20 protein-coding genes and 1 pseudogene are annotated in these 22,600 nt (G+C 35.5%); 4 read left to right on the top strand and 17 right to left on the bottom strand.

Annotated features, from left to right (window positions below):
* The first annotated feature begins 85 nt into the window (after nt 1–85).
* Nucleotides 86–492, top strand: a pseudogene (locus ACTL4S_RS10270) (IS5 family transposase).
* 145 nt (nt 493–637) lie between these two features.
* On the opposite strand, the gene ACTL4S_RS10265 reads toward ACTL4S_RS10270, so the two are convergent.
* From ACTL4S_RS10265 to ACTL4S_RS10230, 8 genes are all read right to left on the bottom strand, one after another.
* Nucleotides 638–2,014: a hypothetical protein gene (locus ACTL4S_RS10265; RefSeq protein WP_005005738.1), complete on the bottom strand. Its 1,377-nt coding sequence runs from the start codon at nt 2,012–2,014 to the stop codon at nt 638–640.
* Between the two features lie 3 nt (nt 2,015–2,017).
* The gene (locus tag ACTL4S_RS10260; RefSeq protein ID WP_171518569.1) at nt 2,018–7,204 is read right to left on the bottom strand and encodes an AAA domain-containing protein; all 5,187 of its coding nucleotides are present in this window, start codon (nt 7,202–7,204) and stop codon (nt 2,018–2,020) included.
* Nucleotides 7,205–8,136: 932 nt separating this feature from the next.
* Nucleotides 8,137–8,943, bottom strand: a complete 807-nt coding sequence (locus tag ACTL4S_RS10255; protein ID WP_010591556.1) for a hypothetical protein — start codon at nt 8,941–8,943, stop codon at nt 8,137–8,139.
* A gap of 228 nt (nt 8,944–9,171) precedes the next feature.
* On the bottom strand, nt 9,172–10,812 hold the full coding sequence (locus ACTL4S_RS10250) for an LPD1 domain-containing protein (RefSeq protein ID WP_005005743.1): 1,641 nt from the start codon (nt 10,810–10,812) through the stop codon (nt 9,172–9,174).
* 18 nt (nt 10,813–10,830) lie between these two features.
* A complete protein-coding gene (locus ACTL4S_RS10245; RefSeq protein WP_005005744.1) occupies nt 10,831–11,214 on the bottom strand; it encodes a hypothetical protein in 384 nt (127 codons plus the stop codon).
* A 6-nt stretch (nt 11,215–11,220) separates the two neighbouring features.
* Nucleotides 11,221–11,988, bottom strand: coding sequence for a hypothetical protein (locus ACTL4S_RS10240; protein ID WP_005005745.1), 768 nt, complete (start codon nt 11,986–11,988; stop codon nt 11,221–11,223).
* 1 nt (nt 11,989) lies between these two features.
* Nucleotides 11,990–13,312: a hypothetical protein gene (locus tag ACTL4S_RS10235; RefSeq protein ID WP_005005746.1), complete on the bottom strand. Its 1,323-nt coding sequence runs from the start codon at nt 13,310–13,312 to the stop codon at nt 11,990–11,992.
* A 90-nt stretch (nt 13,313–13,402) separates the two neighbouring features.
* A complete protein-coding gene (locus tag ACTL4S_RS10230; RefSeq protein WP_005005747.1) occupies nt 13,403–13,921 on the bottom strand; it encodes a hypothetical protein in 519 nt (172 codons plus the stop codon).
* Nucleotides 13,922–13,995: 74 nt separating this feature from the next.
* Between ACTL4S_RS10230 and ACTL4S_RS10225 the strand changes: the two genes are divergently transcribed.
* Nucleotides 13,996–14,349, top strand: a complete 354-nt coding sequence (locus tag ACTL4S_RS10225) for a hypothetical protein (RefSeq protein WP_005005748.1) — start codon at nt 13,996–13,998, stop codon at nt 14,347–14,349.
* A 99-nt stretch (nt 14,350–14,448) separates the two neighbouring features.
* Here ACTL4S_RS10225 and ACTL4S_RS10220 read toward each other — a convergent pair whose 3' ends face one another.
* Nucleotides 14,449–15,195, bottom strand: coding sequence for a hypothetical protein (locus ACTL4S_RS10220; RefSeq protein WP_005005749.1), 747 nt, complete (start codon nt 15,193–15,195; stop codon nt 14,449–14,451).
* A 60-nt stretch (nt 15,196–15,255) separates the two neighbouring features.
* On the opposite strand from ACTL4S_RS10220, the gene ACTL4S_RS10215 reads away from it, so the two are divergent.
* A complete protein-coding gene (locus tag ACTL4S_RS10215) occupies nt 15,256–15,618 on the top strand; it encodes a hypothetical protein (protein WP_005005750.1) in 363 nt (120 codons plus the stop codon).
* A gap of 175 nt (nt 15,619–15,793) precedes the next feature.
* Here ACTL4S_RS10215 and ACTL4S_RS10210 read toward each other — a convergent pair whose 3' ends face one another.
* The 6 genes from ACTL4S_RS10210 to ACTL4S_RS10185 form a co-directional block, all read right to left on the bottom strand.
* A complete protein-coding gene (locus ACTL4S_RS10210; protein WP_005005752.1) occupies nt 15,794–16,093 on the bottom strand; it encodes a hypothetical protein in 300 nt (99 codons plus the stop codon).
* 187 nt (nt 16,094–16,280) lie between these two features.
* On the bottom strand, nt 16,281–17,180 hold the full coding sequence (locus tag ACTL4S_RS10205) for a hypothetical protein (RefSeq protein WP_005005753.1): 900 nt from the start codon (nt 17,178–17,180) through the stop codon (nt 16,281–16,283).
* Nucleotides 17,181–17,195: 15 nt separating this feature from the next.
* Entirely contained in the window at nt 17,196–17,975 is a 780-nt protein-coding gene (locus tag ACTL4S_RS10200) for a M48 family metallopeptidase (protein WP_441299297.1), read from the bottom strand.
* The gene (locus ACTL4S_RS10195; RefSeq protein ID WP_005005757.1) at nt 17,968–18,456 is read right to left on the bottom strand and encodes a hypothetical protein; all 489 of its coding nucleotides are present in this window, start codon (nt 18,454–18,456) and stop codon (nt 17,968–17,970) included. The genes ACTL4S_RS10200 and ACTL4S_RS10195 overlap by 8 nt, the downstream gene beginning before the upstream one ends.
* 9 nt (nt 18,457–18,465) lie before the next feature.
* Entirely contained in the window at nt 18,466–18,975 is a 510-nt protein-coding gene (locus ACTL4S_RS10190) for a hypothetical protein (protein WP_005005759.1), read from the bottom strand.
* Nucleotides 18,976–18,980: 5 nt separating this feature from the next.
* The gene (locus tag ACTL4S_RS10185; protein WP_005005760.1) at nt 18,981–19,403 is read right to left on the bottom strand and encodes a hypothetical protein; all 423 of its coding nucleotides are present in this window, start codon (nt 19,401–19,403) and stop codon (nt 18,981–18,983) included.
* Nucleotides 19,404–19,567: 164 nt separating this feature from the next.
* Here ACTL4S_RS10185 and ACTL4S_RS10180 point away from each other — a divergent pair, with 164 nt between their 5' ends.
* Nucleotides 19,568–20,221 carry a hypothetical protein gene (locus ACTL4S_RS10180; protein WP_005005764.1) on the top strand — a complete coding sequence of 218 codons (654 nt, stop codon included), beginning with the start codon at nt 19,568–19,570 and terminating at the stop codon, nt 20,219–20,221.
* A gap of 65 nt (nt 20,222–20,286) precedes the next feature.
* Here the strand turns inward: ACTL4S_RS10180 and ACTL4S_RS10175 are convergent, their stop codons facing one another.
* On the bottom strand, nt 20,287–20,799 hold the full coding sequence (locus ACTL4S_RS10175) for a hypothetical protein (RefSeq protein WP_005005767.1): 513 nt from the start codon (nt 20,797–20,799) through the stop codon (nt 20,287–20,289).
* A gap of 7 nt (nt 20,800–20,806) precedes the next feature.
* Nucleotides 20,807–21,937, bottom strand: coding sequence for a hypothetical protein (locus ACTL4S_RS10170; RefSeq protein WP_005005771.1), 1,131 nt, complete (start codon nt 21,935–21,937; stop codon nt 20,807–20,809).
* Between the last annotated feature and the right edge of the window lie 663 nt (nt 21,938–22,600).

Below are 22,600 nucleotides of genomic sequence, written 5' to 3'. Positions count from 1 at the left end.
TGGATGTCTGGTGATTTGTAGTCATAAATTTTAGTCCCCACTTGTTTTTAAGTGGGGACTAAATTAAGGCTTATAGGATGAATTCATAAGGTGTGTTCAGCGGACGCTTACTCAGATTCCACAAGATGAGCGGATTGACTCTGTTTATACCGATGGGGCTTATGACACCAAGCAATGCCGTCAGGTCATTGCAGATCGGCAAGCGCATGCGGTGATTCCACCTAGAAAAAATGGAAAGATACAAAGAGTAGCTCGCTAGAGCGAAATGAATTACTTCGAACAATTAAACGTTTAGGCAGGACACTATGGAAAAAATGGTCAGGCTATCATCGGCGAAGTTTGGTTGAAACTAAGATGCATTGCATCAAATTATTAGGAGATAAACTCAGTGCAAGGAGTTTTGATAGCCAAGTGAATGAGATCCATGCACGTGTAGCAGTCCTTAACAGATTTACGGAATTAGGTCGACCACTTACCCAAGTTACGCCTTAAATTTGGCTCAATTAGGGGCGCTTTGCATTTCAAATCTTTGTGCAACAAAGCCACTTCAAAGTAGAAATGTCTGGTCTGGATTGTTGCCACTCTAATTTGAGTTTAAAAAAGCTAGCAAATCTGCTAGCTTTTTAAGATGATTATTCTATTTTTTAGAATTTAATAAACCAAAGAAGTTCTCTCCATCGTTCTCTAAGTCTTCAAAAAACTTATAAAACGATTGGGCAATAGCCTTATTTTTGACAATAATACCCACAGGCACTGTTGTTAAAATATTTGTGGATGAATCACTAACGTGAATAATCAAAACACAAAAAGAGTCTTTCATAACCAAAAGCTCAAAATTACCGTCAAAAACTACACTACTTTCCTTAAACGTTAGAAAGTGCTTGGCTCCTGCCTCAGCTGTGATTAGTTTTTTATAACTTGCGATTGATTGTTTATCATTTCTGTATGCCACTGGTAAGAAGCATTTAAAGTTTTTGGTAATTGTGGTTGTCGATAAACGATCAATAAAATCACTAAATCTATCTGACTTACCCCAAAATTCATCTGATGGAGCTAACCAATACAGCTGTTTATCATCATTATTCTGGTCTTGATATTGTTTGATTGTTTTGAAAAACAGGTCTGAATTTTCCTTAGAATATATTGGCCCGATAAAGTATTCATTGGATTTGTGTTCTAGCTTAAATAAGCGATCTAAATTAAGCTTATTCTCGCTAAAAATAGATTCAACTGAAAAAGTATCCTCCATATCTAATTCATGGAGTACCTTTAGAATATCCTCAATATTTTGTGGCTTCTTAGCTGATCTAAGAGCAGCGTAAAGAGAATCTTCGATTTTGTTAAGATTTTCCATGTGATTAAAATCACTAATCTCTGTAGGTGTATAATTCTCATCAAGCGTCAATGGTAATGTAAAACGACGAGAATGGTCTCGCAATTTTTCCACTTGGCTCATTTTATACAGTTGCAGCTTCTTTTCATCCACTGATGGATTCAACTTAACTAATCCTTGGCTGAAATAAAATCGAAAATTTTTCTGAAACTCCTTACTAACCAAAGACTCACCATTTGAAAGGTATTGGTTAGAAGCATCTAATTTAATTGAATTTGCCCCATTGTCAGATGCGTTGGGATTAACTGGCTCAGGATTCAAGCCAATCATCTCAAAACTCATCTTTTGAATATTGTCCTCAATCTTATTTACATAAGGAATTGCACAAACATCCGAGAATGCTTTCTCAAGTCGCTGAGTCAGAGCAAATCGATCATCTTCAAGATGTTTTATCTGCATTTGTTTTAATAATTTAGTTAATAGCACATCTGTTTCATGATTAGATAACCCTAAGAACCGCGCTATTTTTTCAGCAGAAAGTGGTGCAATTACCAATAGGCGCAATACCATAGAATCAATAAAATCTAAGGTATCTGTTGTGGTATAGCTAAATGCCACATTGAATAGTTGTGATGGCAATGTAACATCTACGTCATGATAGCTTCTTAGTGAATTTTCCATGAGTTATACCCCTGCCTTTCTATATTTTTTTGATCTATTTTTATTAATGTGCGGATTGTTTTGTACTATTTTGACAATGGCGCGTTTTGAAATATATCGATATTCTAAAGTCTGATTTTCACGGCACTTGATGTAATTTAATACGCGTCCTAAAGGTAAGTTACTGTTGACTCCTTGCCACATTTCTGACGCACCAAAGATTACAAGACGATCCATTGCGCGAGATAAAGCCACGTTCACACGATTTGGTGACTTCAAAAATGCAGGAAACTTAGTTGGATCATTTCGCGTAACTGAGAGAATGATGATCTTATTCTGTTTACCTTGATAACTATCCACCGTATCAATACGCACAATTGATCTCAATGCATCTGACACTTCACACAAAGAGAAGGCTTTTCTTAACCGGTTTTTTTGCTCAGCATAGGTACAAATTACACCAATAGCAGGCTCTTTAAGGGAATCAGGCTCTGGCACTAATTTATTTAACAAGAGTTTGTCTTGGTCAATCCGCTGAAGAAAATCGATAATTTCATTAATTTCATGTGGGTTATAAATACTACTACCTTTCTCCATTTTGAAATGCTCAGCATTCCCAGTATCCACCCAAGTAACTGTTGAATTCAATTCTATTACGATGTCGGATGCATAGTTATCAGGCACAATCCGCTTTAACTTAATTTCTTTCAGCTCTTCATCACTTAAACCACGAGAATCGACAACTTCAGTTTCAAGTTTTCCTTCATAAAAACAGTCTGAAACTAATTCGCCGATGCTCGGACTCATTCGGTACTGTGACAAGAGTTCTGAACTAGCCTTTAGTCCATAATGTGAATTAAAGATACGGCCAAAGTCGCTTTGTAATTTATCTTCCAAATCATCATCTGATATCTTAAGTTGCTTAGCTAAAGCCTTTATATGATCGCTCGAATATAGTGGAGGAAGTTGGTCTTGATCCCCAACTAATAAAATACGTGCACCTGACTGCATTGCAATTGCCAATTCTGAAGCGATTGAACGTGCTGCTTCATCAATAATCACCCAATCAAATACGTGATTGGCGATTCCAATACTTTGTTGGCCAACACCAACGCATGTGCCACAGACTAATTGCCTTGTTTTGACCAGAAAACTTTCATAATTAGCATTTTGGCTTTCAATTAATGGTTCATAATCTAGGGCAATATTGATCAAGGCTTTCGCTTTAAGTCCTTCCTCATTAGATACCCCGTAGTATTGATTAAGTGCTGCGAACGTAATCATGTCGATCTTATTTAACTGGTTTAATACTGTTATCTCTTTATCATTGATACAGTCTTCCAGTTGATCCCAAAAGTCTTGATTTCCGTCAAACATGCTCTTCAGCTTATGCATTGCTGATTTGAAAGCCTGGGTATACTCTTCTAATGAGAAACTAAACTTTTGATCAAGATCATCTTGGTCGATTGACTGATACGCAGATTTAAGACTATTTAAAATAGTGACTCTGATTTCATAAAGATCGCTCAAGTATTCAGCTTCAAGTGATAAATCTTTTGCAAGCTCAAGCACTCTTTCTTTAATATTAGACTTAAACAGCTCTATCTGGCTCGTAATAATTGAGCCTGTATAGACATCTTTTAATTCAGGAGACACAGCACTCTCTTTATTGCTTATTCGAGCAATACTTAATGGTGTGTCATACTCTGTGCATAGCTGACGTATACGCTCAACACTTGTATTTACAGCTTCGTGCGACTGACTAACAATTAAGATGTTAGATACATTTTGTTTATCATAGAGATAGTGAGCCAGTATAGAGATAAATTCAGTTTTGCCGGTTCCTGGTGGTCCCTTTAATAGTGATACAGGTCCATACTTAAGCACATTACGGAACGCTTTACGTTGTAATGGATTGAGGGCTTTAACCAATTCCCCATTTTTGTATTTGTTATAGTGATCTAGATCTTCATCAGGCACTTCAATCTCATAATCTTTTGCTTCAATCACTAATGATGGTTCAAAGTAATCTACGAGATTTTCAATGACAGCCTTATTACTCAGAATATTTGTCAGAGCATCTGCACGTTTCCGATTAGATGACTTATCTGCCTTGCTTTGTAGAAACAGTGTTGCTTCTTCAGGAACTTCATTTGTTTTTTTACAAAAATCGATCCACAATTCTCCGACTTTTGATTGCGCAATATTCACCGTACCTATGCAGAAAGTGTAATCACCTCCCGCCCCAGTTTCTTTAGTGCACATTACATCGACTTTATCGGTCTTTGAAAATTTAGCTGAAACATCTTCTGCAGAGTCATAGTATGCAATAGCACTCTTTGAATCTTTAAAATGTTTGCTCGAAACTATCTTTAACGGCTCAGACAGAGTGATTGTAGGATGTGCATGACGCTCAGTCGCCATGACTTTTTTCCACAACTCTTTCGTTTCAATATCAATTAAGTGGCTATGTGTAGGCAGATGACTCATTGGCTGTGCCATAAGCTCATCAGTAGCTATAACATCGCCTATCTCTTCTTGTAATGCTTTTTGTTCACGCAGAGCCCGTAATGTTTCCTCTTTCTCTTGAGTCCTTTTGAGCTGTGCTTGCTTAAACTGTTCAATAGCATCCTTAAAGTTTTGATCTTTTGCTAAGAAGTCATTTAACTCTACAATGTTGTCACGCTTACTCATCCCAGATATCGGGTGGACTTCAATGCTAACATCAATAGTCAGATCTGCATCCCTACTAGCCTTCCACCACAGGTCTTGTTTTTTGACAAAATCAAGGAAACTTAATTGATTTTCATGGGGCTTATAAAACCCTTTTAACATGCCATTGATTCCGCTAAGTGTAAATCGAAAATCCCCCTCACTTGCTGCCTCAAGTTGGATATAAACTTTGCCGTTTTCGGGATAAATCGTAAAGGGCGTCTCAACCTTACTTGTATAAATACTAATCTGAGGAGCTTCTTTTACAATAGCACCCTTACATTCAAATGCCTCTATAAAGCGAGAATTATCAATATAGCGTACACTTGGATCTTCCATTCCTTCTATGCTCAAGGCTGTATTTAGCCAGGATAAAGTAGGATCCATTGAAGCCACATCATCCACAGCCAAGTCTATATCGTATAGATCTGCGATTAATTTCAATGCAGTAAAGTTGTCACACTGAATGACTGTTGGATCTTCAATATCAGATGGGAAATAAGCATTAGAAGAATCAGGTTGTGGTACTTCAGGATGGAAGCAATCATTAAAACTAACTTTCAAGTTTGTTTTATCTACTAGAATCTTTTCATCATCCAAGTTTCCATGTTGAAAGCCATGCTCATGAAATTTTTTCAGAGAATGCAATAACTGAAGTGAAAGTTCATTTTTTTCATCCTCAGTTAAGCCCTCAATAACCGTTGACCAAGCTTCACCCTTTACCATTTCAGTTACTAGATACACACATGCTGTGCTAGTTGATAAACCAAAATCAATAATCTTAGGAAGGTATGGCAAATTGAGAGCCTGCGTCATTTTAAGTTCTTCAAAGAATCGCTTAAAACAACTCTTTTGATAAGTTGTCATTGCAGATGCAACTTTACCCATCCATGTTTTGACTAACATGTTGCCTGATGCATAGAGTGTAAAATTTTGGTTAGCATCAATAGGCGCGCCAAATATCGGGTAACTGATATAGGTATTTGTCTGATTTAAATATGGATTCAGTACATCTGCATCAAGTTCATAACTAACTTGTTCAGCAGGTTTTTGAGCTAAGAAATCTTGGAATACTGCACATGCATTATCATATTTCCCTGTCAAAGCTCGTGTTAAAATACGCTCTAACCAGTGGTTCTGATCTCGCTCCTCAAGACTAAATTTTTTCAATGAACGTGGGCTCAGTCGAGCATTCTTCCAAATATGAAGGATTAACTGCCCTAACCAATACACATCCTTTTGTGCAGCTGTCAGCGCAAGATTCGGAAGATGAGCTGTTGTATTCAAAAATGGGAGTTCGTTAGCCAGTTCAGGGTCAATTTTCGAGGGCTGTGTTTGATCATTTGCTGCCGAAAAATTGGATAGCAATATCTCCTTTTTATAAGAGATCCACACACTATGATCACCCACATCACCATGAGTAATTCCCATTTGATGTAGGTGATTAAATTTACCAAGCAAAATCTGGAATAAATCCAATTTCTCAGATTCAGACATTTTCTCAGCATAAGCGCCGATGAATTCGTTGACTCGATAGCTGTTCTCAGGCAACTCATACAACTCATTATATTTTGATGTCATGTCATCAAGACTTGGGTTTGTAATCGGGTGCAAACAACTTTGATAAAGATCAGGCTTTTCTGTTTTAATTTTTTGGAAAACCCGGCGCTCATTGCAGATCAAGTTGAATCGATGTTGAGGCTGACTCATTCTTGAGTTACTCAACTTGAATTCATTAAAATCCCAACAACGCATTAAAGATTTTTCACCAACGATGGTCAATGAATGCGCTTTATACTCGCTATAAATCTTTTTAGGATGCGGTAAGATCAAGTCACCTCGTTCATGATTATTAATAATCAAAGAGCGTGGTTGAATTTGGTCAGGCGCAAAAATTTCATCAATAATGGCGTGATATTCTTTTTTAATATCATATATGCGACCATCACGTTCCAGATGCTTGCGGAACATATTATTAAAATTCTTCTGTTGAGCTAATTGTATAAACTCATCTATCGAAAGAATGTGCTCTAAATCTTCTGGAGGCAGGCGCGAATAATCTGCTTTACCACACATGACAACAAAGTGAGAAACACTTTGGTAATGAAATGTAATGCCCTTAGCTTTCTTTTCTGAAACTTTATCCTTTAGTTTATTAACTATAATTTGCATTTTTTTTACATTTTTAGCTACAGGGCATGAATCTTGCTCTTTATTACCTACGTACCATTTTCCTGCAACTTTTGTAATTTCCTTACCGTTCCAGTCCTTGAATTCAATGACCAAAATGTTTGCATGAGTAATAATTAGGAGATCATATTCAAATTTCTCAGAACTACCTTTCGCTACTGCTTTTTTTCCATTTTTATGCATAAATTCAAAACCAGCATATGCTCGCCAGTTTTTAGTTTTTTCGCCACGATCAAAGACCTTTTTAATCTTATCAATTGCTTTGAGTTCGTGCTCGTATATACCTGTCTCTGGATATGTAACTTTCATATTAAAAGATTCTTTATTTAAAATGTCTTGCTTTTGCACATACAACAAATAAGCGTCAAAAATGATGCTAAATTTTTATTAACATAAAGTAATGCTATATGTACGGTGTCTTTTAGAAAAAATACTTAGCGTAAGAATTTAGTTTTTTCAGGTTGATGGTTAGTTTGGCCAAATAAGCCCTCCGAAGGTTTTTTATATTCAGTTTAGGATTGTATTTAAAATAAAGTCTGCCAAATATTTTGGTGTAAAACCTGAGTCTTCTAGCACGATCATCATTTAGATGATCTAACTCAATCATTCGTTTAAGCAAAACGTATTTCACTTAACGGTTCATAATGTGACTTATATTACATTTAATTTTTGAGTATTCAAAATTATTTTATTGAATTATAAGAAAAAAACTTAAGGAATTCCTTAAAATTTGATGACAATGGTCATATCTCTAATCACTAAAAAGACCAAAAATAGATATCTACCCATATCTCTCGGACAAATTAACTCTATTTTATAAAAGTATCAATAAATTCATTAGGTTCATGAACCAAAAATTTATAATTATTTTTTATTTATATAAGTTATTGAAAATAATAAATAAAATTATTAAAAGTTTTATTAACTAGACTTCAGGTGAACATAAGTTAAAGTTCGAATTAAAATGAATAGGGTAGTCGCAATTTCCAAAAAATGACAGCTCATGTGTCGTTTAGATACTAACAATTTGTTTATTATAACAAATCTTAAGCATGTTAGCTGTCGTCATTCTTTGATACGGTCTACGTACTACCGTACAATCATCAGCTATATTCATGGTGTTACTTTGCATAATTTACATTTTCTGCATTCAAACCAATCAATCCAAAATTACGTGCACGTTCGAGACACATAAGCTGTCATTGACGACACATGTAATGTCACTGGTTGCGTTCGTGCGTCTATTTCCGTTGAACTATGCTATACCTTGAATAGCCAGCTACTCGGTTCACTGAAATACTGACCGACACGTTAGATTTCAGTTTTAAATCAAAATAGCGATCAATCGTCACAATTAGATGTTTTACATAATCAAAAACTACATATGTTAAATCCTTTAAATCATTGTTCTGGTGTGCAACTTCAATAAATTCTGAAAACAACGCTACACCTGTTTCGTTGGCCAGATTCGCTAACTGATTATCCAATCCGGCAATTGCCGTTAATTCTGATGCAATCACCACTTTATGCATTGCTGTTTCCGCTTCAATGCCTTTGTACTCAATCCCCTTGTATATATAGACATCGTTTTCTCGTTTGCCTTGGTTCCAAGGGTTATCCGTACCATCCAGTCTAGGCATGCTGTACGGTCGTTTTAGTTTTGCTGGAGGTGTTTGTTTAGCGGTGACTTCATAAAGGTTAAATACGCAATCTGTGTAGCGTTTAAGGCTATGGTATGTCAAAGCTTGCTGTTTGGCGGTCAACTCCCGTGGTGATACATGATTCACCAAGGTTTTGAACATTTCTAATGATTCTGGTGTGAACGATCCATCTTTTTTTGCATTGTCCATCAGGTCTTTTTTAGCCCATTTATGCTTTAGTTTTTCCGCTTCAGCATCAGATATTTTCTCTCCCCGATACACGTATCCACGCGCTGCGTTTGAATACTCAAAATCTGCTCGTTTTACTGCCTTGTAGACCATTGTTTTTGTCATTTGTTTTGCACCAGTTTTTCCCATAGTTGTGGCGACCGCTTGAGGGCTTAACACGTACCCATTCTTTTTCGCTTCGGTCGTAACACCAAAACTCGTACCCTAAACAACAACGTTTATTCACGACATAGCGGTAGGTGTTGCAGATCGTAAGCATATTCTCAGTGGCGTTAACTTCCCAAGGTTTAAACGCAATAAGCTCTGTTATTGCTTCCCTGTAAAGTCGTGTTGCTTTGGGATTATTGAATAAGATCCGTTCTTTTTTTGAGGTCTTAGTGATTGCATTCATTTCGTCCACGACCTCACTAATGCTTTTAGCCAATCATCCATCAAATCAACTAAAATTGCCCGTTCTCTGCCTGTTGGATATGCGCTTAACTTCATATTCCAACTATTTGCCGACTCTTCTGTGCCGTGCACCAAAAACCCATTTTGTTGATCATTTTCAGCCAGCTTATCCGTCACCCAACATTCAAACAGTCTGGCAAAGATTTCTGTTGGCTGTGACCAATACATTGACCGTGATTGATCTAGGTGCATGGCGTTATTCATAAAGCCCGTACCGCCTTGTCTTTCTTCGTAATCAAGGTATTTGGTTGACTTAAAAGTAAGATAATTAACCAGCTTGATAAACTTATCTGCAGTCTGGCCATCTTTAAGATGTTTGTATGCTGACTCTTGATGATTCTGTACTGAGTAACGCCCTTTACTGGTGTAAAGAAAGTATTCGCTAAAAAAGTTATTATTGAGTCCGTTTCGTTTTGCCAAAACACAATCAAATCCGTGCGCGAACTCATGGGCTAGTGCTCCAACACCTTGCGTCTTGGTCAAATGAATAAGCATATTACCTGGTTCAAAGTGAGCTGCTGCGCTATCAACGCCTGTGCCACGCGAACCGAATGCTATTCCTAGCTTACCGCCTAAAGATGCGAACGTAACGGGTAGACCTAGAAGTTCGACAAGATCCATTAGTGAGTCATACGTGCAATTCAGAAACCATGCACGTTCCTTTTGATTTACCCAATTGCCGAACTCGACTCCAGAAAATTTGAAATAGTCCATAAGCAACTGGCTATCGATGTTTTCACCCTTTCGATGGTCCTTACCCTCGCGCACTTCAACTCTGTCGTAGCGCGGTCTTTTGGGTGGTTTTGCGCGTCCTTTTTTGGGTTCTATGACTCGTTCATCTAAAATTGGCTGAAAAAATGTTTTTACTTTTTCTAGTGCTGCATTGAATGTGTCGTATTCCGTCCAATCATCTAGTGTTTGAAACCGCTTTGCTGAAATGGATTTAACGGCATACCACTTATGTTGACCAGTCTCAGTGTTTAATAATTTTTTGGCACCATAATTATCCGTATCAAGTACACGATCGTCTGGCCATCCTAAAGGGATTAAGTTTTTTAAGCGTAAACGTGTGTCTGAACTAAATGATAGTGGGTGTTTAACTCTGCGATTGGTATGTCGTCCAGCTGAGTAGCGTTCTAAAATATCTTTTTCACTTCGTCCAGCACCAAACTTAACGGTCATGTACGCATTAAAGTCGTCTGTCAGTTGTTCTAAACGTTCGTAGTGTGAGCTTTCATATTTGTTTTTTAAGAAGTGTAGCGTAGCAATGTAGGCATCATCCCATTGCTTTTGACCTATGCTAAACCAACCGCCCCCTAAAGGCTTGTTGGTTAAGTTTGCATAGACCAAAGAAAATAATAGTGCATGTTTTACAGGTTTATGGCCAGATTGGGCATCAGCTCTAAAATCAGGCTTTTGCCAATATTCCTTTTTAGTCACTAGGCTGTCAGACTTAATTCCATTCATGTTGCCTGAGAAGTCTGGTGATGGGTTGTCTTTACGTGCACCAGCAAACTTTTTACCTACATCCGTAATAGGACCATCTTTTTTTTCATTACTATTTATTTCTTCAGTCATAGCTAAACCACATAATTGTTAGTTGCGTATATCGTCCAAGATTTCTGACAGATCAAACAGATTAATATCTTTGAGTTTTGCTTCAGCATTGATGCACTCAAGTAAATTCATAAAACCAACAAAAATAATGTGTGGTATTGGTCTATTGTTGATATGCACGGGTGTTGACCAAGTGCGTACACGCGTTTCGCATATTTCAAGCCCTTGTTCTTCAAAAAGCTTGATCAATGTCGGGATGTCTTTGTCTAGTTGAGTAAGGGCTAATAACGACCGAAATACATCATTTAAGCTAATAGAGTGGTGACGATGGTTCGGATTGTGCTGTTTTCTATTGTCGCCCTGTTGTTGATTAAAGTAATGATGTTTTTCGCGATCTTGAGATGTTCTGTTTAAATATTTCATTTGGTATTAAGCTCCAAAGAGATAGCTGTAAATCAGGTACAAAATAAAAGTTATTGTTAATCCCGACACCAATAGAGAATTGATCGGGTAATTTTCTAAGTTAAAAGGTTTTCTGTGATAGCTCACTCCCCAATCTGAAACAGATCCTCGCTCTACGGCACTATAAAAGTTAGTTTGTGAGGCGTTTAAACGGTTGTTGTCTACTGATATGAATTCCAGTTTGCACAGCAATTCGTCACTCAGGTAGTTAAAGAAAGTCGTTGGTGTACCATTTGATAGGATGTGTATATAACCGACCTGTTTTTGGGTATAACCCATTCGCTCATACGCTTTTTGAAATTCGTGCGTTAAAGTCGCACTAAACTTATCCCCCTTATTTTTGGCAATCAGTTCAATTGGTGGCTCAGCTCCAGCCTGAATAAGCTTGGTGAATTTAGGACTACCACAACCCCAATTTTGAGAGATCCAAACACCGCGTTTTGTGTCGTGAATCAAACCATCAACAATGACCACGGCTGCATCACCGATGTCGCCGTTTTCTTTTTCTGTAAATTCGGTGTTATCAACGTCTTTTCTGAATTCTTCAGGCATTGGCCTTAAAACTTCTAAAAGATTGGTACTGTCACTTTGTACATGACCAGTAGCCAAAATCATCGACTCAATTTTTTTTAGGGCATGTTCAGGTACTATCAATACTGAATGTACACGCTGGTCATACGCATCAGATTGAATGTCTTGAGCTTCGGTATTCTTTTCAATAGTGCTTAATTCCATATTATTTCTCTGCCTGGGCTTTCTGGTATTCAACTGCAGTCTTCATTGAATATTCGGTATCATCTTCGTGCTCTGTACCAACCATGCTTTGCTGACCTTGGTATATACCTTTAACAGCATTGACGAATGCGTTATGCGCCGTAGCGTTGTAATACGTTAAGTTTCCAGCACTGGTCGAATCATTGAATGTCAAAGTATTAGGAACATGCCAAACTGCTGAATAAGCCTTGCCATCGATAACAACAATAGGTTCAAACTCGACCGCTTCACGGTGCTTGGTTTCATTCCATGGTGTATAGAAAACAGTATTGTTTTTGAGGTTGTAGACCTTGAATACGATCTGGCCAAGATTCCGTATTTTGGCCTCTTTGTTGTATGCCTCTAAAACCTTGTCTTTTTGGAAGTCTGTAATTTCAAGCTCAGGGTTCTTCGTAATCACCAGTGTTTCATCAGTCGTTTTAATCTCAGATGGAACGTAGATTTTTGAACCTTTAGGGAAACGTCCTGATTTCTCCAATGCGGATCTAAACTTGTTATTTGCATCCAAGAAGTTGCCAAACTCACTACTGAAGTAGCTGTAAAAATTTGATGCACTGGTGAACATGCCAAACTGATTCACCCGAACAATTTGCTCAGATACAGTGGATGCTAAACTTGCATATGGTTTGCCCGACACATCAATTTCGCGCCATTTGTAGTTACGTACACCTACTTCTTTGTCGCATGCATCATTAAACATAGATGTAGAAACAATATCGCCGTCCAAGCGCTTCACATAAGCAACCGGGTAACTGCGGATAGGTGCCATACGAACAGCTTTGTTTGAATTGGTGTAAAAGCCAGATGACGAAATGATATTTTGTTCAGATGATTTAATTTGATAACTTCGTAATGTATTTAACTGTCGATCAAAGCTATCAATTTCAGATTCATATAAAACATCACCCTCAACAGATGTCGCGATTGAATAAGGGGCATACATCACATCGCCCTGAACTTTATCCATGATCTGCTCAGCTTCAATACGATATAACGGCTGTGAGAACATGCCATTTGATGCCAAAGCTGGTAGATCTCCCCCTACACCAAAATTACACGCTACTTTGTGGCTGGTGGTAGAAAGGCTTGATTGAGGTAATTTGTAGTTAGATGGATTGTAAGTGGTAACACGTTCATCATATTTGCGAACTTGTTCCTCAACTTTCTTTTCAATGGGATCTATTTGTTCTTCTTGAGATGCAGTATCAGTATTTGAAGGCTTTAACTTATCACAACCAAATAGCAAAACTGACAATATCGCTATGGTAAGGGTTTTCTTATTCACTAATTAATGACCTAACTTAAAACTACTAATACCTCACATTATAATTAAAAATAAGTATTAATGAAGTGGTATTTAATAGTTTAAGGACTTTTAAGCGAAAAACCCAATATCATTAATTAGTTTTAACGAACATTCTTTTAATGCAACTTCATAACCGCCGTTATTATTAAATGTAAAAGCAAATGGTAGCATTTTATCAATCGCAAATATCTTCTCTAATAAGTCGTTGTTTTCTGCAGATGGCTTATCCTTTAAGGCATATTGCATGGAAAACTTAGCATTTATACCCGTGCTTTTATATAAAGCATTTATTTGTTCTTTAAGGCTTTTTTCCACTTCTTGCACAGTATTGAAAATAAAATTCTGATTAACAGTGAATTTATCAGTTTTCAAAGATCCAAAGGTCCACGCCAGACTCTCCGAAACCACATACCCTAGAACAGTCTGCAATTCTTCATCTTCAAATTTGTGATAATGAACGTATGATTTAGTTTTACCGTTAAAATATAAAATAGAAATGGAGAACAACACCTCTTTGTGAGCATATTTAAAAGGTACTTTAACAAGACTATAAAAGTTTAAGAGCTCAACGTTGGAGGCTTTAGACATATTTTTTAAAAAAATTTTAAAGACATTAAAGTGATTATACTAAAAATATCAAAGAAATGTTAAAGGGTTTTAAAATGGATACAGTTGTTCTAAAAAATAGTTTAATTGCTAGTTTAGTTTTTGTATGTGTGTTCCTGGTGTTCCAAAACATCGACCATAGAGTTTCTGAACGTATACAGCTTGAGTCAACCAGTGCAGCATTCGAGTCGCTTGATAAAGACTTTTCTGCGATCAAAAGAAATGTGGATACTGAATTCAATAAGCTCCCGAAGTACGTGAAGCCAAGCAAAGAGCAATCGATCAATGATGCATTGGAATTCATTAAATTCTCGAAACAGACCTTTACTGACACAATGGCCCAAAATGAAGAACTTTTAGCAGAAGTTAAGGGTTTTGAGAAAAAGGCAAATGATGTTTTAGAAAAATAATAGTTATTTTAAAAAGAAAAATGGGAAGCTATAAGCCTCCCATTCTTTTAATGTCGTAAGAAACATTTAAATTTTGTTCTTAAAAGTATTATAGTAAAACTAATAATTTATGCAAATACTTTTAACAGAAATATCTAAAAGGTCTTTAACACTCAACGAATCCGAATAACTTAGACAGTGTGAATAAATTGTTAAAGTAGTCGAGTGTATATGTAAAACATTGGTATACCCATTAGAGATATGCGAATTATTATATATGTAAAACCTAACATACTTTTTAGTCGTATCTTGCGTAAAACTTACCAGATAATCTTTTGTGTTTTCATTTATGTTATCTTCGTATTGCTCTGTTATGCTCAGGATCTCTTTGCTGTTCAGCCAATAACTGCCTGTTTTATCTTGTTTAATCTGTTCCAAAATCAAATTATTTAATGACTGGTACTCTTTCGTTATTGCTTTGGCATATCGTTTTGATGACTGATGTTCTTTCCAGTCAATTTTTGCTTTCTTAAACAGTTTGAAAGCTGTAACCGCGCACAATATAGCTGAGATGGTACATAATATTATTCTACTACTATCACCTATAATGCCAATCATTCCTAAATGCACATCTTTTGAGAATAAACCGTTCAAAGATAGGTATACGCCAAAGATACAAAAACTTAACGCAAAAACCACAACTAAAATTAAAGTTGCTCTAATTAAAAGCTCATTAAAAGTAATTTTTCTTAAACTTTTGGTATAAAGCTTAATCTTATCTTTTTCAGATTTTAACATTTTAGCCAAGAACTTATGTTCTCTTTTTCCTCTGCTAAAAGGTGGTGTTACAGCATCTTTAAAAGTCATGTATAATCAAAAGTATTTTAACGTTCCATTAAATATACACTACACCTGGGCCTATTTAAAATGAAACATTATAGAATTATCGCTATTTTAATACCTTTAATATTTTCAGGTTGTGCAGCAAGCCACTCAGACAAAGAGCTTGTTGACTCTTATTACAATGACCAACAAAAAACAATAGAAAGCGATGTAGATCAACTCGTTAATTCCTACTCCGCTAAAGTCGTTACTCAGTACTACCCTGAACCATACTTCAATCCAACCAAGCCAATACCGCATTATTACGCTTTAAAGCTTGATGAAATGGGTATCCCTTACCCAAAAGAGCTTGTATACGACAATGCCGACTATAATTTTTATAAAGAGCAGGCTAAGTTTAATGCAAACAATAATGACGTAATTGATACAGATCACCACGATCACTAAAACTTTTTTATCGTAGGTGTTTTGTTGAGGGGCGTTTCTTGCCGAAACCTTTCTTAACCCCTTAGTGTATGAGGGTAAAAGATTCATACTATATTTTAGAAAATACACTTGATGGAGATAAAGACCAAAAAATCAAAGTGTTGAGAGTAAGCCAGTATGATACTTTTTATTACCCTCATACATTATCTTCTGAACTATCTTCACTCCTTTTTTGATTGGCTTCTTTGATAACATTTTCAATAAAACAGATAACTAAATTTAAAGCGATTAAAAATAATACGATATAGCCAATAGTTTTTAGAGTTAGTACAAAGTTATTGAATACATAAGTTGATGCTTTTCCTATTCCTATATAAACCACATAACATGCAAATATAACCAATGCTATTGCACTAATTGAAATTATTGCAAGTCCAGTATTTTTTAAAAATGAGCGCAATAAGTATTTATCGAATTTAGAATTATTCATAGCCATATACTATCCTTCATAAAAATTTCATTTTCTAACATTGAACGAAGCGCAACTATTGCTGCACCACCGCCAACAATAATTATGATAAAGCCGAATAAAAAATTGAGATTCATGTTTGCAGCTATGTTTAATTATTTAGATTTAAGCAACTTAATTAGTAGCATTACAATAGTTATTGTACGAGAGTACTTTACTCTCGTACACTTAGAAGATAAGCATCTGGATTCGTTTTTAATTCTTTATCTAACATTATTAGCTTATTCAACATATCTTGGTTTGTCGTCTTGGGAATGATCCAACCGCCAAAACTAATATTGTTTAATTTGATGTTAGGTAGTGGATCTTGTCTATTTTGTTCCAGTAACCAAAGATAGTTTTCACTACAAACAAATAAGACTTTTAATTCCTGATCAATGCGCCGTAAATCACAATATCTGAATAGGTTTACGTTACCTGGTGCTTCAGCATTGATAATTGGTTTTTTTCTTGTTTTTTCACCATGTAACTTAAAGTATTTAACACAACTTTCAATGTCACTTTTTAAATTGATTGGTGCAGTTTCTATTGGTGCCTCTGATAATTGTTCTTCAGCATATTCAAAATAGATCCAACATACATCTTGGTCTTTTAGCTTTTCAAAAAGCCAATCTGGAACGTCATGCAATTTTTGTTTTAGTACAAATGGTTTTCCTACATTCGTAATCTTGACGCTTCTTTTCTTGTACGTGTCCAGCTCCCCTATCTTCTTCACGCCACTTTTATATAAATAACGGTTTTTGAGAACTACTTTACTCTTTTTTACCTCTTTTTCAGGTTTAGGATCAGTACTGGATTTTTCAGGCTCAACATTCAAACAAAAGTAATCTATTCCTTTGGTAAACAATTGAAACTTCCCCTCCTTTTCAATTAAGGCAAAATTCCCTCTGATTTCAGCACCTACTATATCTTTAGATATTAGAAATCGATCATCAACGGTTTGTTCATTTAAGAGCAGTAAAGCCGATTTAAAATCTACTTTGTGTTCTGGTATTACAACATAACCGTGGTCAAACAACTTTTTGCTCACTCGGATAACTGTGTAAATATCCATAACCAGCTCCTTATATTATTTCCTGTAATTTTGGTTGATGTATTCTTGGATCGCTACAATTCTTTTTTCTGAAGTAGGATGCGTTGATAAGAAATCAATTTTAGTGCCCTGTTTTTCTTGGGCTACTACTTTATTCCAAAAGCTGACTGCGCCCTGTGGGTTGTAATCAGCACGAACCATAATATCAACACCTAGAAGATCCGCTTCACTTTCAAGTTTGCGCGAACCAGGTAAGTTAACCCCATAATCGCCTAGTAAACTTGTGCCAGATACAACCATGTCACCAAGACCAGCCGAACTAGCTGCAAGCACACCTAAACCAGTTAAAAGCTTTTTACTTACCTTTTCACGCCCATGATCACGTAAAGCATGTGCAATTTCGTGGCCGATCAGTGCAGCCAATTCATCATCAGTTGCATTAATTTTTGTGATAGAACCAGTCAACACACCGATCTTGCCTCCAGATAGACAAAACGCGTTGATTTCATTATCTCGGATTGTATTAACTTCCCAATTCCAATTTGCTGCGTCAGCTCGATAATGTGGAACTTGTGCGATAAGACGTTTTGCTACTCTATTTACTTGAGCGTTATTCACAATCAATCCACGCTGTTTAGCAGTCGTGATGATGTTGTTGTAAGACTGAGTACTTTGCTGAAGATATTCTTTTTCAGAATACAACATGATTTGTTTGCGTTTAGAACCCATTCCATCAATAGTACTAGATACGCAACCAGTTAAAAGAGATCCGGCAACAGCCAAAACACACAAAGATTTCATCTTAAAATCAAACATTTTGTTTTCCTTTATGTTTAAAAACATTTAACAAGTTAAAACTGCGCTTATTAAGCTTGTTTTTATCTTCCAAATCAGTAATACATTTAAACTCTTTTAAGATGTTTTTGTAATGCTCTTTTTGTTCATTTTCTGACTTATTAAAACCTTTCAAAGCTAACTGTTCAATAGTTTTAGGGCTGAATAATTTCAGAAGAACTATATTTAATATTAAAGTACCAGCCAGTAAGCCCAACGCATAAAGCTGAACAACTGAAGTACTGTATTTAGGTTCCATCGGACCAAGTGAACCAAAGCATATAAAGCTAAATACAGATAAAGTAACTGCAGCTATAAAACTAGATACCGTAACTCTAATCTTGAACTTATATCGTGCAATTAAAGCGACAATTAAAAAACCAAAAAGTATGGTACCAATTGCCGTAGCCATTATGACTAAAAAGAGCCCAGGGTTTGTGTTTGATGGATCTAACATTTCCATAGAATATCCTTAAATAAAACCCTTGCTTTCTAATAGGGTGAAACGATCTTTAAACAGTACAAAGAATGTTTTTTTAACGCTTTCGTACTGGTGTTTGATAATGTCTAAAGCACTATCATATGCACCTAGTTTCACGTAATTAACAAAATTGGCATGATCAAAACCTTTAAGTTTGTGACGTTTAATAAAGCCCTTAAAGTCTTGCTCTTTTTCTTTAAATTGATTCTCAAATTCAAAGAAAAGTTTGCCTAATTTCATGCTGTATAGTTTTAAATTGACAATAAATTCGACTAAAGGTGTTTCATTTCCTCTAATCGTAACCAGCATGTCTTTATCTTTTGTGATTTCGAGCGATGGTAAAAAATTAGAAAAATTAACCAGTAGATCACTTAATAAAACTTGTTTATTAAAGTATGTGACCAAAACAGGTGCGCTATCTGGCACATACGCTTTGATACGTTCAAATTTACTTAAAGCTTCTGGAGAAGCATGACCACTAAGGGCTAATTTCACTAACATATAATTCACTCGACATCTAATTCATTTTTTAAAACCAATTTGTATTTTGGATGAACCCCAAGTCTAAGTTGAAGTAATGTCCACGCTTGCTTTGTTATTAACTTTTCGCCACTTTCAAACTTTGACCACTGTATATTGTTGTACAATCCTGTGTGACTAGACATTTTGGTTTTACTTAAACCACTCCAGACTCTTAGTTGTTTTCCTAAGACTGGTATTGGAACCAGCATTAAACCATTGTCCTCTTGTTCCTTTAAAATCTTTAAAGCTGCCTTTTTACCTACTAATTGACCGCCATCTTCACAAATATAAGTAATACGAGCTGTATATTGTTCAGAGTTTAAGCACTCTTCTAACAATGCTAGAACTTCATCCTGAGGATTCGTTAAACCCCCTCCAACCGTATCGCCTGTATCAGTTTTAATCACGAGTTATACCTTTTAAGATAGATATTCTTATAGTATATACGAAAAACATTTAAAAGATTTTTTTAAAAAAACAAAATGTTCATTTTTTGTATTTTAGCTAAAACCACTTATAATATGATTATTGGTATTAACCAAAGTTTAAAACATATTGAAAGGTGTTTAAAATGACTAACTCTAAAACTAACGCTAAAACCAAAGAGAACCGCTTAAACCAAAATGGCAGTTTAAGCAAAACCGACCAACGCAAGCTTAAACCTATTTCTTTTTGCTTATTAGATACAGAACAAGTGACAATGCTGGAGAAAATTGAAAAGTTTCAATATGGCAATTTCTTTAAAAACATTATAGCTTCTATGACTGATGAAGAAGTTGAACAGATCGCGAATAGCAACAAGAAAAGCGATCCAATCATTCCTCAAAAATTACTAGATCTAAACATCACAAAAGGTTTCTTATCTTGTCGTTCAATTGCAAAGGTGCTTTTTAAACACAATAAAGTTGAATCTATGCTGCATGAGCTACGTAACTTTATCTCTGACGAATTCATTTTAAAGTTAGCTGAAGACCGCAACTTAACACTATCTATAAGCGACTCAGAAGTCGATTCTAATACCTCTTCAGGTATGTTTGATGATCGCTATGCGATGGCTGATACTGGCTATAAGAGCCGTACAACACCTGTTTTCAATCAGCAAAATATTGAATCTATAAAATCCATTGTTCGTGAACATGAGAAGCTTCCAAAACATGTCGAATTAGACAATGATTTCATTGAACAGTTTATGAATGACAATCCTGAAGTATTCGCAAAATTATAAAAACACAAACAAAAAAAACCATCTAATTTTTAGATGGTTTTTTTATGTCTTAATTATTTCTAGAATCAGCTATAAAGCTTCGCTGGCTCGTCTGCAACTGGTATCACTGGCTGTACTTCTTGCATAAGAATTTTAGTCACTTCATCCAGTGGTGCAATGTTGGAAGGTAAAAACTCTATTGCTTCAGGAAATTGTGATTTAAGGTAAGCATCTATGGCTTTGTGAATAGCTCGGTACCATTCTCGCGATTCGCTCTCTAAATTAAACATGCTTGAAATTGAAGCTTCTAGATCCGCAATATATTTACTTGGTAGTAAAGCTTTACGCTCCATATAAGCTTGATGTGCCATAGCAAGCCAGATAAAGCGATTTAATTCCTTACTACTTCCCTCTACGCTATTATCTTTAAAGTTCAACGTTCTAAATTTGCAAATGTGAAAATGTTGCTCACTAAAATATTTAAAGAAATCTTCATACTCAATTACAGAAATGGATTTTTGTAGCACCAATGGTATATCTAATGCGAGATCCACTTCGACTTTACGTGTACCAATGCCATTTTTAATAACAAATTTCATATTCACCTCAAAATAAATTAAATTGTTTAAAGGTGTCTTTATCATTAAAAGTAACCAGGTGATGCGATTCAATTAACGATTTAAGGTCCTTAGCCTGAGCAACTGGCTGTATTTCAATGCTGGCGATTTGTGCAGCTTCATGAATTAACCCTATGATTTGAGCACGGCTTTCTAAATATGCAGATAGATCGCGAGTTTCTTTGAATGAAGAAATGACAAAGTTAATATTCTTTTCTAAATTCTCACTCAAACTGCTTAGTGTTTGGTTAATTGGTGCATACTTTTCTATATGCTCTAAGACTGTTGCATGATCTAGAAAAAAACTAACTTCCAGCAATAATGAATTGTAAAAATCAATAAAGTTCGTTTCTTTTTCAAAGATGAAAATTTCTTGGCCATCTTCGTCATTAGGTATCTCAATTGAACCTTTTGAGATCTCAAAACTTTCATCCCCCAACAATGTATGCAGAATTCGGCCTAAGTGTTCTGCATGTGGTTTGCTGTTAGTAAAGTTGATTTTCAAGTTTTCATTTGAATCAGCAATACGGACTAAAATATAGTTTGTTGTGTGAAATAATTCATCTGCATTGTCAGTAAAATTTAACATTGAAATCTGATTATCTGTTCCAGCATCAGAATCAAGTTGCTTATCCAAAAATTCATGGTTATCAATAAAAAGCTTAGCTACACCGTTTGTAATAATGCTTTCGTATTCACCAAAGTTTTGTGCAAGGTATTCGCTCATTAAATTTGGCAGAACTTCTAATAAACTTTTTTTAAGATCCGATAATTCAATAGCAGAATTGAATAACGAATCTGGCACAAGGTTCTCTACCTCTTCATCAAGTGCTTCATCGTTTGGTGACAACCCTTTTTGCTGTGCAATTGCATTACGGAAGGAAGCCATAATTGAGATTGTCAAAATTGAAAGTGTTACCGTTTTAACCCATTCACTTTTCACATCGTTAGGCACGTAAAAAGCGCAATTACTAACCCACTGGTGGTTATGATTAAGAATCCGCTTTAAAGGGGTTTTAGTGGCTGGAAAAATTTCAAAGACAGTATTTAAGATTGGGTTTTTACCCAATTTGATGCTTTTATTATTACCGTAAAAATAGATGCTGCGAATATCAGACATAATATACTTTCTTAAACTTAACGTTGGTTACATATTATCACTGATTTAGTTTTAAAAAATATTTTTTAAAACTATTAATTTTATTTTTTTGTGTTTTAATTCTGCCCTTGTTCACTGCTTTTAAAACCCAAAAAAACAGGTAACTTTTGCTTAGGCTACGGTGGGAACTTGGTATTACAGTGTTATTTGGTAGCTAAAAAATTAAACATTGATAAACTATTGATAGTAAAAGAGATAAGGAATAGATAGATTTCTTTGCGTGTAGGGATATACTTTTCATCAAACATTTTGTTTATCGCATACAGAAGTGAAGAAAAACATAAAATGAATATGATGATTTGCAATATATATGATGGAGTATTGAGGGTTTCTGGTAGATATTTAATCTTGTATATCGTTGTATTTAAAAACATTTCAAACACAAAGAATACAACTACAAAGATGTAGCAAATATTGAAAATGGCAACTAAGTTGTATGCCGATTTGAGTACCAGGCCTGTCATCGATTGTTCACTTGAATCAATCTCACCCGTTTTTGGAATTTTAAAAAGCACAACGCATTCCAGTTTTAAGAGTGTATCTATTATGCTTTTAGAATACCTTTTATCAACTATAAAACTTTGTTATTAAAATAAAAAAATGGCCTTTTAAGACCATTTTAAA

Origin of the sequence: Acinetobacter lwoffii (assembly GCF_052078135.1) — a bacterium.
Taxonomy (GTDB): Bacteria; Pseudomonadota; Gammaproteobacteria; order Pseudomonadales; family Moraxellaceae; genus Acinetobacter; species Acinetobacter lwoffii_Z.
This window is presented reverse-complemented; position numbering and strand designations above follow the sequence as displayed.